The 12627-nt window shown below is 48.0% G+C and carries 8 protein-coding genes; 2 read left to right on the forward strand and 6 right to left on the reverse strand.

Features of this window, described 5'->3' with window-relative positions; translation table 11 throughout:
* Positions 1 to 72: 72 nt before the first annotated feature.
* Positions 73 to 2190 (forward strand): TonB-dependent hemoglobin/transferrin/lactoferrin family receptor, encoded by a 2118-nt coding sequence (locus tag DET62_RS03075; protein WP_110012946.1) that lies wholly within the window; start codon positions 73 to 75, stop codon positions 2188 to 2190.
* A 114-nt stretch (positions 2191 to 2304) separates the two neighbouring features.
* Here DET62_RS03075 and DET62_RS03080 read toward each other — a convergent pair whose 3' ends face one another.
* The 4 genes from DET62_RS03080 to DET62_RS03095 form a co-directional block, all read right to left on the reverse strand.
* Positions 2305 to 4206 (reverse strand): cytochrome c/FTR1 family iron permease, encoded by a 1902-nt coding sequence (locus tag DET62_RS03080; protein WP_110012945.1) that lies wholly within the window; start codon positions 4204 to 4206, stop codon positions 2305 to 2307.
* A gap of 114 nt (positions 4207 to 4320) precedes the next feature.
* Positions 4321 to 4995: an SDR family oxidoreductase gene (locus DET62_RS03085; RefSeq protein WP_034819103.1), complete on the reverse strand. Its 675-nt coding sequence runs from the start codon at positions 4993 to 4995 to the stop codon at positions 4321 to 4323.
* Positions 4996 to 5139: 144 nt separating this feature from the next.
* Positions 5140 to 7320 carry a catalase/peroxidase HPI gene (gene katG / locus DET62_RS03090; protein ID WP_110012944.1) on the reverse strand — a complete coding sequence of 727 codons (2181 nt, stop codon included), beginning with the start codon at positions 7318 to 7320 and terminating at the stop codon, positions 5140 to 5142.
* A gap of 153 nt (positions 7321 to 7473) precedes the next feature.
* Positions 7474 to 8634 carry a DUF418 domain-containing protein gene (locus tag DET62_RS03095; protein WP_166635820.1) on the reverse strand — a complete coding sequence of 387 codons (1161 nt, stop codon included), beginning with the start codon at positions 8632 to 8634 and terminating at the stop codon, positions 7474 to 7476.
* 380 nt (positions 8635 to 9014) lie between these two features.
* Here DET62_RS03095 and DET62_RS14515 point away from each other — a divergent pair, with 380 nt between their 5' ends.
* Entirely contained in the window at positions 9015 to 9434 is a 420-nt protein-coding gene (locus DET62_RS14515; RefSeq protein WP_243734835.1) for a class I SAM-dependent methyltransferase, read from the forward strand.
* Between the two features lie 42 nt (positions 9435 to 9476).
* On the opposite strand, the gene DET62_RS03105 is transcribed toward DET62_RS14515, so the two are convergent.
* Together DET62_RS03105 and DET62_RS14520 are read right to left on the reverse strand one after the other, a co-directional pair.
* Positions 9477 to 11285, reverse strand: a complete 1809-nt coding sequence (locus DET62_RS03105; RefSeq protein WP_110012942.1) for a phytase — start codon at positions 11283 to 11285, stop codon at positions 9477 to 9479.
* A 29-nt stretch (positions 11286 to 11314) separates the two neighbouring features.
* A complete protein-coding gene (locus DET62_RS14520) occupies positions 11315 to 12607 on the reverse strand; it encodes a TonB-dependent receptor (RefSeq protein WP_243734834.1) in 1293 nt (430 codons plus the stop codon).
* Positions 12608 to 12627 lie beyond the last annotated feature (20 nt).

Raw genomic sequence — 12627 nt, forward strand, 5'->3', positions numbered from 1 at the left:
AATGCAAATCATTTTCGTTTAGATCTTATTGATTTTTTCATACGACGTGTTAGTCAGAATTGGAGATGAAAAGTGAATAAAGGACATAAAATAACTCGCAGCTTTGCAAAAAGCTTATTGGCGACAGCCATTTTCGCTACCTTACAAACCACCGTTTACGCAGCTGATTCGGCCGAACCCAAGCTGGAAACCGATGAAATACTGGTAGTAACCGGGTCGCGCAGTAAAGAAAAACTGGAAGATGTTGCCGGTGCCGTCAGTGTTGTGACAGCCGAGGAAATTGATATTCAGGTTAGTAACAGTCTGTCGGATATTTTTCGTTATGACCCCAGCATCAGTTCAACCGGCAGCCAGGGTCAGGCACAAACCCTGTCAATACGAGGCATTGGCGGTAACCGGGTAGTGTACATTAAAGACGGCCGACGCTTAAACGATGCCTATGCCGGCGGTGGCGGGTATCTGGTTGGCCGGGGTTACCTGGACGTCTCACAATTGAGTCAGGTGGAAGTTGCTAAGGCCGCAGCATCGCCACTTTATGGCTCAGACGGATTGGGTGGGGTTATTGTTCTGACAACGCCAGACCCTGACGATATGCTAAAGGGTGATTCAAACGCACTCGCCCTGCAGGCGGGTTTTGATAGCATTGCAGACGAACGCAGTTTAGGTGTGCAGGCGGCAAAACAGTTTTCCGGGTCGCAGGCATCCATTCAGCTCACCGCCCGCAAAGGAAACGAAACCCAGAACTATGAAGAGTCGTTACCGGAGTTTGATTACGACAGTGTTGGTGTGCTGGCTAAGTGGGCTATCGCGCTTGAAAATAACAATGAGCTGAAGTTTACTCTGGACCACTACCAGCAAAACAATGAGCAGTTGCAGGAGCCGCCGGAGCAAACCGAGGATGAAGACACACAAACCGCCTTTTCCATCGACTATCTCAATAATAACAGCAACTGGCTGACCGATACCCAACACTGGCAGTTGTATTTGAGTCATTACGAACAAAACAGTGACCAGATAGCGCAAGGTGCGGACCAAGGCGGTCCTTATATCGACAACAACGATTACGGCTTTGAACAGCGTATTATTGGTGCTCGCTGGCAGGGCGAAACCTTGTTGTCCGGCAACCAAGTGGAACAAGATCTGGTATTTGGGTTCGATGTTGACTACTACGACACTGAACGACCACGCTTTAAAACCCGCACCGCAGCAGACGGCACCTTACTGCAGGACAACGAACCGCAAAAAGCCTTTCCCGGTGCAGAAACCTGGTTAGCAGGGCTCTTCCTGCAGGACAATATTCAACTGAAAGATAGCCCAATTAAATTCATTGCCGGAGTCCGTATCGACCATTATCGCATGACGCCTCAAGACAATTCACTCTACGACATGTCGCTATTAAGTGATATACGTGAAACGGCTATGTCACCTAAACTGGCGGCTATATACACTTTCTCAAATGATATTCGCGGATACGTTCAATACGCCGAAGGCTTTAAAATTCCACCTCATGATCAGGCCTACCAGAACCATGGTATCGAACCTTTTTATGCCATATTGCCTAATCCCGACTTAGATCCTGAGAGCAGCCGTTCGCTGGAAACCGGTCTGAAATTTGCGGACAACAACACTCGCTGGAATCTGTCAGCTTTTTACAGCAAGTTTGACGACTTTATCGATACTCAGGTCGTCGGAACCAGTCCCACCTATATTCCGGGCGTGGATCGCGTCGAGTATCAGTATGTTAATAAGGACGAAGTGACAATAAAAGGCGTTGAAGCCTCAGTGACTCACTGGCTGAATGACAACATTCAATTAGCTTCGTCAGTGACCTACACAACCGGCAAGGATGAAACAACAGACGACTATTTGACCACTCTGTCACCGCTTTCCGGCAATGCCTCAGTGGGCTACCACGGCAATGACTGGTATGTGCGCGGCGTTGTTACCGCAGTAGATAGCATGAGTCGCGTTCCAACCGATGACTCTATCCAAACACCGGGCTACGCCACCGTTGATCTGCTGGCTGGTATCACACTGACAAACTGGCAAGTTAACCTTGCGGCGCGTAACTTAACAGATAAATATTATGTGCCCTACCAGAGCGTGGCAGGACTTCAGAGCGAAGCCTCTACGGAACAGTACAGTCAGCCCGGACGTTCGTTTGGGGTGCAGGTGAAATACACTTTTTAGTCTAAAACAGCCAAAAAAAAGCCCCCAAATATTGGGGGCATAAAAACTTAACCAGGGAGTATAACCAAACAATGTTAAGTTGTGGTGCATGTTAAAGATTAAATATGACAGTTTTTAGACGACTTTATTCAATTTTGATGAAACCTGCCGTTTAAATAAAGCCATCACAAGAATCAAATACACCAATTGCGCACCTAAGGTCTCCCAGCTGGCGTAAATACCCAGCCAGTCGAAGGTTACATCCACTGGAAACGCCGTATGACTAAACCAGGCAGCTTCCTGCAGGGCGCTAATGCCTTTGCCCAGCAAAACAAAGACCAGAGCCAGAATGATGTACGTTGTGAACTTGAAAAACGTATTCATTGGCAGTTTGACTGAGTATTTAATGACAGCCCAGGCCACTACCGCCAGAACCACCAGGCCAAAGACAAAACCGTAGGCGACACTGCTGCCATTGTCCTGCGCCTGCAACAATAAAGACTGATAGAACAATACGGTTTCAAACACTTCTCGATACACAGCTAAAAAGGCAAGACCGGCAAGACCCCATAAAGCGCCCTGCTTTAGCTGAGTCTGCACTTTTTCATGAATAAAGCGTTGCCACTGCTGCGACTGGGTTTTGCTGTGCATCCAGTAACCCACATAGAACAGTATGATGGCGGCTAGTAAGGCCGCCCCACCTTCAATAATCTCGCGGCTGGCACCACTAATGCTGATAAAGTATTCCGCCACCAGCCAGGTGCCGACACCCGCAATCAGCGCCGTGATCCATCCCGCGTGCACATAACGCAGGCCGTCTTTGCGTCCGGAACGCGCCAGTACTGTGCCAATTGCCAGCACAATGAGTAAGGCTTCAAGCCCTTCTCGTAACAGAATAACGGCGCTTGCCGCAAACAATGCAGACTCTGAAAGCTGATCTTCCGACAGCGTGTTCGCCGCAACGTCCAGTTCCTGTTGCAACTGCGCTGTCATTTGCTCTACCTGCTGCAGCTTGCCGGGTTTACTGATAACCCCACGCAACGCCATCATGTCACGTTCTATGGTTCGCATTAGCTCCGGAGCTTTGGCATTAAGGGAGTTTTCAGCTAACTCGAAACCATCGAGATACGCCGAAATAGCCAACCGCTTAGCTTCGCTATAATTGTCCTGTTGGTAAGCCTTTAAAGCCTGACCAAGAGTTGTGCGGGCAATTGCGATAGGACTGTTTACTGAGCTTTCAGAAAAGTAATCGCGGGCGTGAGTGCGCGAGTAGTCAATAGCGTTAGACGAAATACCGCGCTGCAATAAGGTATTTGGGCTGTAATTAATCAACTCGCTCAGCGCCACCTTCTGCTCAGAGCCGGCACTGTTATTAAACGCCAGACTGCCCACGTAAAAGGTTAACGCCCACCGCTCTTCTTCGCTTAAATGGCTAAAAGATGCCATTGCCGTGCCGTCGATGCCATCGGAAACGGCGTCAAACAACCCAAGTAATGAGCGGTTATTGGCGCGTTCACGGTCGGTAAAGTTAGTCGGCGCAGGTTCCAGTCCGGCTGCACCAGGCCCATCGCCCTGACCGTTAGCACCATGACAGGCTGCACAGTTTTGTTGAAATAGCTGTTTAACCTGCGTTTCACTTGCTAACTTTGACGGCAGACTTAACTTTGGCAGAGCCGACAACAGGGTGTCTCTTAGCTCACTGGTTAGCGCAACCACAGCTTCCGGGTCAGCTTTGTCATTAATCAGCTGCTTAAGCTTGTCCACCAACTGACGCATTTCGGCTTGCACCGCCTGCGGCGCCTGTTCAGTCTTTTCACCAATAAGGCCGGCGAACTCAGTCATTTCGCTGTATTCATCGGGATTAATGACTTCACCATTGGCTACCGCTTCGGAATAATCTACGCCAACGTATTCCGCCAGCTGCAATAACTGACGCATGTCAGAACTTTGAGTATCCGCTGAAGAACTGGCCAAAGCCTGACCGGAGAAAAGTAATGTGCCTATTAAGGCAATAGGGAAAAAGAATCGGGAAAACACGAGTACTCCTCAAGGCTCATGTCATAATCAGGCTTAAAATTATACAGGAACCTTGAGAAGTATTAAATGATAACTATTGTTGTTTGTCTTTAAAGTCTCTTAATCTGAGCTAAATCAATACGCCGGCATTAAGAACACTTCGCGCACACAATTACGCGGATTCGCATTGATTGAATACAATACCGCATCGGCAACGTCTTCAGGAGCCAGTTTGTCCGGCTTAGGTTCGTCGAAGAACGGCGTATTGACCATACCCGGTGCTATGGTTGTGCAGCGGCCGTTCCACTCTTTCATTTCTTCGGCCAGGTTCTGGGCAAAGCCATGAACGAACCACTTAGTCGCACCATAAACCGAACCTTTTAGCGTAATTCGTCCGGCGGCAGAGCCTGTCATTAAAAAGTGACCGGTGGTTTTACGTAAATGCGGCAAAGTCAATTTAGCCGTGTACAGAAGACCATTGATATTCACATCCACCATAGACTTCCACTCGTCCGGGTCGCCCTCTTCTGTTCCAGCGGTCGAAACCCCGGTTCCGGCGTTAGCGAATACCGCATCCAGCTGACCAAACTTATCTACGCCCTGCTTTACAGCCTCGGCTAACTGGTCATAATTTCCGGCATCAGCAGCGACACCAATAGCATTATCCGCACCAAACTCCTTAACCAGCGCATCCAGTTTTTCTTTCCGGCGCGCCGTTAATATCAGCTTTAATCCCTCTTTCGCCGCTTTTCGGGCTGTAGCTTCACCAATGCCGCTTGAGGCACCTGTTATCAATAATACTTTGGACATACTTCCTCCTTAAGTTCGTGTTTCTACCTCTATTGTACTCTTCTGCTTCGCTTAGCGATCAACGACCCACCAACGAAACCATGGAGAACAAAAAAGGGGCGCTTAATACTAAGCGCCCCTTTTCATTAACCAGCTAATTCAGTATTAAGCTAAATCAAACCGATCTGCGTTCATGACTTTCGTCCAGGCCTTCACAAAGTCTTTTACAAACTTCTCCTGGTTGTCGTCCTGAGCGTACAGCTCTGAGTACGAACGCAATATAGAGTTTGAACCGAAGACTAAGTCAATGCGGCTCGCTGTCCACTTCAGTTCGTCAGTTTTGCGGTCACGAACTTCGTAGTGGTCATCCGCTTTCTTCCAGACATTGTTCATGTCGGTCAGGTTAACGAAAAAGTCGTTGGTTAACGTACCGACACGGTCAGTGAATACACCGTGCTCAGACTCACCGTAGTTAGCGCCTAAAGCGCGCATACCACCGACAAGAACTGTCATTTCTGGCGCCGTTAATCCCATCAAATGGGTGCGATCCAGCATCAGCTCTTCCGCCGGTACCGCGTAATCTTTTTTCAGATAGTTACGGTAACCGTCATGCAATGGCTCTAAAGGCTCGAAGCTTTCTACATCGGTCTGTTCGTCGGTTGCATCACCACGGCCAGGCGCAAACGGAACCGTCACATTATAACCAGCATCTTTTGCAGCCTTCTCAACGGCTGCCGTACCGCCAAGTACAATCAAGTCGGCCAAGCTGACTTTTTTATCCAGCGTCGACTGCAGTTCTTCTAATACACGAAGGACTTTGTGCAGCTTTTCCGGTTCGTTACCGTGCCAGTCTTTTTGCGGCGCTAAGCGAATGCGAGCGCCATTTGCGCCGCCACGAAAATCCGAACACCGGAAGGTACGTGCGCTATCCCATGCGGTAGAAATCAGCTCGTAAGAGGTTAACTCTGTGTTTAATAATTTCTCTTTCAAGTCAGCAATTTCTTGCTCGCTTAGGGTGTAATCCACTTTCGGAATCGGGTCCTGCCAAATCAGGTCTTCTTCCGGCACGTCCGGGCCTAAATAACGGTCTTTTGGACCCAAGTCGCGGTGCGTCAGTTTGAACCAGGCGCGGGCGAATACATCGGCAAAATACTCAGGGTCGTTATAAAACTTCTCCGCAATTTTGCGATAGTCCGGATCCATTTTCATTGCCATATCAGCGTCTGTCATAATGGGGTTATGACGAATGGACGGATCTTCGACGTCAACTGGTTTGTCTTCCTCTTTAATATCGATAGGCTCCCACTGCCACGCACCGGCCGGGCTTTTCTTCAGTTCCCACTCGTAGTTAAACAGCAGGTAGAAGTAACCGTTGTCCCACTGAGTTGGGTTGGTCGTCCAGGCGCCTTCAATACCACTGCTCATGGTGTCGCGACCAACGCCTTTGCCGCCGCTGTTGCGCCAGCCCATGCCCTGCTCTTCCACATCTGCCGCTTCAGGCTCAGGACCTAAGTTCTCTTCTTTACCATTACCGTGACACTTACCCACAGTATGGCCACCTGCGGTTAACGCACAGGTTTCTTCGTCGTTCATTGCCATACGTTTAAAGGTTTCGCGTACGTCTTTTGCGGAACGAAGCGGGTCAGGCTGACCGTCAACGCCTTCAGGGTTCACGTAAATTAAGCCCATTTGCACTGCGGCCAGTGGGTTCTCCAGTGAATCACGCTTTTCATCTGAATTGTAACGGTTTTTCGTTTCCGCCAGCCATTCTTTCTCGCTACCCCAGTAAGTGTCTTCTTCAGGGTGCCAGATGTCCTCACGACCACCGGCAAAACCAAAGGTTTTAAGACCCATGGACTCATAAGCCATAGTACCGGCCAAAATGAACAAGTCAGCCCAAGACAATTTGTTGCCGTATTTTTTCTTAATTGGCCACAATAGCCGACGCGCTTTGTCTAAGCTTACGTTGTCCGGCCAACTGTTTAACGGCGCGAAGCGTTGGTTACCTGTACCGCCGCCGCCACGGCCATCAGCTAATCGGTAAGAACCCGCCGAGTGCCAGGCCATACGAATCATTAAACCACCATAATGGCCCCAGTCTGCTGGCCACCACTCCTGGCTGTCGGTCATAAAGTTTTTCAGATCTTGCTTTAACTCTTCTAAGTCAATTTTTTTGAACTCTTCCGCGTAGTTAAATTCTTCATCCATTGGGTTGGCTTTGGTGTCGTGCTGACGCAGAATTTCCAGCTTCAACGAGTTTGGCCACCAATGGGTGTTTGTTTTCTTCTCAGAGGTCATGCTGCCGTGCATGATAGGGCATTTACCGCCACCACTTGATTTAGTCATTTAGCTTTCCTTATTTTCTGTGCTCAAATCGATTACTTGTTATGTAAGTTATAGCAACACACAGTGACATACTCAAAGGCAAGATTTCGTTTGCTTTGATAGGTTTTATAGATACAGCTCAAATAAGAGGGTGGATCGGAATGCCGTTAACACTCAACGTCTCACTTTTTTGAATGTTTGCCAGCGACCATAGGTAGCCAAGCGCCATAGCCACTCGAAAGGCCCATAGTTAAAGTACTGCAGCCACCACTGACTTAATGTTAACTGACAGAGCCAAAAAGCGAGAGCCAGTAACATCATTTCAAACCTCCCCAGCTCGCCATATAAGCCAAATCCGTAGCCATAGAATAACGTGGTGAAACACAAGGATTGCAGTAAATAATTTGTCAAAGCCATACGGCCAGCCGGAGCCATATTCTTCAAAATACAATTCTGCTTTTTATTACGACAAAACATTAAAGCAATAAAAGCCATATAAGCTACGCACAACCCTAAAGACGAAATTTGCATTAACGAATAAAGCAAAGCCGCATTAACTGTCGGCAAAATCATTTCAGTAGCCGGTAAGGCACTTGCGTATAGCGCAGCGGAAATTCCCGGTATTCCTCCCCAAATGAGGAGCTTGTTATAAACTTTAGTTTGGGGCTCGGAGCTTGTAAAAACCCCACTCCGACTAAGAGCTGCGCCCAGAAGGAATAGTCCCAGAAAGGTCGAAATTGTAAAGACAATCTCACTGCTAAAAATTAAAGCAAATTCCTCAATACGTGCTTCAGTTACTTTTTCATAAACGCCAGTGGCATATGCCTCGCTGGCAAAACTTGCCACCTCAGATAAAGAGCTTTGCATTTCGTTAACATCTATCTGGTATTGCTGTATTTCTTCTGACGATTGGCTCGAAGAGTGAATTGAAACTGCAGATAACCATAAAAGCGCAACGGGCAAAGCGATAAAAAATAATCCCCACTTCCACAGCCTGCTCGCAGAGGTTCTGACAAAAAACAATAGAAACAGTCCGGCTATAGAATAGATGAATAAAATATCCCCCGCCCAGACAAAAACAGCATGGGCTACACCAATAAGACCAAGCACTATGATACGCCGGAAGAACAACCACTTCGGTAAATTGCTTTTTTGCTTCGCTCTGTCATAAAAAATGACAAAACCAATACCGAATAATAAGGAAAACATGGTGTAGAATTTTCCTTCGGCAAAAACAAAAAGGCTCCAGGCTATCGCGTAATCAATGCCACTTTCGTTACCTTCAACGCCTAATGAAATCGTTGTTAGAGGGCTTTGAAAAAACGCCATGTTCATCAACAAGATACCCAGCAAAGAAAAGCCTCTGAGAATGTCGAGTAACTCAATGCGCTGACTGGAATTTATAGAACACGCTGTCATATTTCTCTGGTCGGTTACCGTCATCAAAAACTAGCTTACTCGAAATCTCTGAGGTAGCATACCCCCATGCAATGTACTCTATGTTCCTCAATATCCCAGCCTTTTTGTGCAGATAAAAAGCGTCAGTATTTTCGCTGCACGGAGTGCGACCTTATTTTCGCAGACCCCGACACTCTGCTGTCTCAAGCCGAAGAGAAGCTCATTTACGACTATCATGAGAATGGTCCAAACGATCTTGGCTACCGAAAGTTCTTAAACCACCTGAAACCCCCTTACTGGATAAACTGTCTCCGGGTATGAAAGGTCTTGATTTTGGTTCCGGCCCCGGTCCAACATTGAACCTGATGCTTGAAAAACAGGGAATGAAGATGTCTGTTTATGACATCTATTACGCGCCGGATACCGGTCAGCTGAGTTGTCAGTACGACTTTGTCACCTGCACCGAAGTCGCAGAACACTTTCGGGAGCCTGATAAAAGCTGGGCGCAGTTAATTGGCCTGGTCAAACCCGGCGGCTGGCTGGGAGTAATGACCTGCATGTTCACAAAAGAAACGGCTGACGACTTTAACCTGTGGAGCTACAAAGGGGACCCCACCCATATCAGCTTTTACACACCAAAAACCATGCAATGGATAGCACAACGCTTCCAGTTACGCATTGAAGTAGTTAGCGACCGAGTCATTTTGTTTAAGAACAAAGCCGCCCGGCAGCGTTAACTACCGGGCGGCTTTATCAGTAAGCGTATAAGAAGTAACTACTTACTTAATGGTTTTCAGAATATTCTCTAACGGCACCAGTTTAAGATTCTGACCCGCTTCCGGCATACGGTTACGTCCGTCCTGAACAATAAAAGCGCCTTGCTCAAATCCTTTACCCAGAGACTGAGTTGTTACGTCAATACCATCGGTTTCTGATGCGCCATCAATAGCTAACTCAGTATTGGTGCGAATACGGAAGTGCGAAAGCAGCGACCAGGGCGCCTGCCCTTCAAACACAATGTAACTGTCGTTGCCCTGACTTGAGACAAACAACAAGTCCCGGCCATCAACATTTGCGAAGGTAACGCCTTCAATGTCATCGACCAGCTCTTCATGTTGATCAACACGAATAATGCTTTCACCAGACGTTGAGCCATCGGCAGCGGCATCAAATAACCATACCGCAACGTCCTCTTCACCAACGAATAAGCGTTGTGTTTTATCATCGACAACACAACCTTCTGGCTGAGATGGAACGCTCAATTCTCTTACTTTTTTCATCTTGCCGTCGTTGCTTATGACAAACTGCTGAATAACGCCGGATTTGCCGTTTACATAAACGGAGGCCTGTTCTGTCGACTCATTGTAGCCCATGCAAAGACCGTAAATTTCGTCAATATCGGTAAGCGCATTGGTACCAACCGAAAGCTCGCCGTCTGCGTTAATATCAAACAGTTGCAGACTGTTGTTGTCACGCAAGGAAGCAACGGCCCGGGAGCCACGGACATCGACATTATTCAGCCGGCCTACAGGGAGTTCCTGAACAATGTTACCGGACATGTCATAAACATAGAGACCTGTGCGCTTGTCTGTAGCCAAAATGCGGCTTTTCTCAGGGGCTTCCGGATGTACCCAAACGGCAGGATCATCAATCGCATCGCCCCGTAACGGTGAGGGTTCAGTCTGCAGTGTTGCCTCAACCTGAGACACCGGCTTTTTAACCGAACGCTGTTTTGACTCCAGAGTATCAATTGTCAGCTTGCTCGTTGCGGTCATGTCTTCTTCTGTCAGCAATAGCTCGCCATTTCCTAAATCAGACACATCGGTTAAAGCTTCAGCGTCGTCAATTGCAAAGGCTTTATCAAACTTAAAACCCTGCTCATTCTGACGATACACCAGCAACCGCGGCGGCTCTTCTTCAAGCACCAGCAAACTGCCGTCATCAAGCAGCTCCAGCGCTTTCACTTCGCCTTCAATAACACCAAAAGGTTTGGCTGCCGCAATTAAGTCGCGCCCCTGATCAACTTCCGGCTCTGCGTTATACGCCCACACAGCCTGATCCGCTTCGGCAACATACAGCTTTTGTTCCGCATTCGATACAACACAAGCCGTGCTGTCAAAAGGTACGTTCATATTACGGATAACCAGCGGCTCTTTTAGCCACTTTTCGTCCTGCTTTAACAATCGCTGTTCTGCACCGCCACGGCCGCCAAGCAGGAATACAGACAGCTGCTGGTTTTCGTAGCTCTCGTAAAAGCAGATATCCTCTACCACGCGGCTGGTAATTTCGCCCTTCCACACCGGCTGTATAGCTTTGCCGCTGGCACGCCATAGAACAAGCTCCTGAGTGTTGCCTTCCATTGCGCCAATCAGGGTTTCACCATTACTTAACGGCAGAGTTCGCAGGTGGAAAAAATCGCCTTCGGCAACGCGTTTATCACCCAGACTGAGTCCGTCAGCAGTGACTTTCAGGTAGTCATTATTCAGTGCTACTTTATGACGAACATTGGTCTCTGTCGCTGACGTACCGCAAGCGGCAAGTAGCATCAAACTTGATGCTACCGCGCTTAAAATCATTTTATTTCTCATGGTTATCCTTTAAATACCGTTATTCCGTGTTACCAGTTAATTAGCTGCACACCCAGAGTGAAGCTGCGGCCATAGCTTTCGTACTGTGCGTTGTATCGCTTCTGGCCGTTGTAAACATAGTAGGGTTCATCGGTAATGTTGTTGGCCGCAAAGCTCAGGCTGACATGGTCGTTAATGAGCCATTTCGCGGAAAAGTCCAGAGTCAGATTGTCGTCTTCGTAAATGTCGTAACGGCTGTCTTCAACGTCACCAAGCTCAGCCAGATACTTTGACTTATAGTTCGCTGCCAAACGTAAGCTGACATCATAAACTTCGTAGCCAAGCGCAAAGTTTGCCGTGGTATCAGACTGGCTCGGCAGCGTGATGTCGCGTGACACAAGCTGACCATCGTCAATCCAGTCAACCGTTGCTTCCGAGTCAGTGAAAGTCAGGTTGGTATTGATTAAGAAGTTATCCAGCCAGTTATCAAAACCAGACACCTGATGCACAAAGTTGATTTCTAAACCATAAACGTAAGCGTCATCACCGTTGATATAAGTGACGGCCTCGTCAAAGTTTTCGTAACCCGGGCGCCCGGCAACATCGGCTTCATAGACAAAGTTTTTAATGTCTTTGTAAAAGGCCATGGCGGAAATAACGCCCAGAGTGTCGTCGTAATGCTCAATACCAAAATCGAGGTTTTGCGTGGTTAATGGTTCAAGATCCGGGTTACCGAATTCAGCTTTCAGGTCGCCGTCGTCGTTTTCCAGATAGTAGCTGGATCTGACTTGCTCAAAGTTAGGTCTGACAAGACCGGTGCTGTATGCCGCACGAATAATAGTGTCATTACTTAAGTCGTAGCGCGTCACCACACTAGGAAGCCAGTTTGCATCGCTGAATTTATCCGAAACTGGTGTAAAGGTTTCCAGTTCGTCGTCATACCGGTTACCGCGCCCGGTGCGCTCCTCATGTTCATACCGCGCGCCAGCAATAACCTGCCACTTACCAAAGCCCATGTCGGCCATCAGGTAACCGGCACTGATGTCTTCATCAATTTCGTAAGAGGCGATTCTCGATTCAACTTCATCCCGGAAGTTTTGTAACTCGAAGGTATTAATCATGTCCCAAAGTTTGCCGGCGGAAGCGCCGGGGCCAAATCGATCCAGACCGTACTCAACATTTGACGACGTTTCGTAGTCAGCAAGCGTTAATCCGGTAACACCCAGGTCAGCAAAGTCATCCATAATAAAGATGTTTTCTTCTGCGGACTTTTCGCGTTGGCTTAACTTAACACCGCCTTTAAAAGTAACCTGATAGCTGGGTTGTAACCAGTCATAAGCCACATCCAGCTTAACGTTCTTTT

The sequence above is a fragment of the Idiomarina sp. H2 genome (assembly GCF_004364275.1).
GTDB classification, from domain to species: domain Bacteria; phylum Pseudomonadota; class Gammaproteobacteria; order Enterobacterales; family Alteromonadaceae; genus Idiomarina; species Idiomarina loihiensis.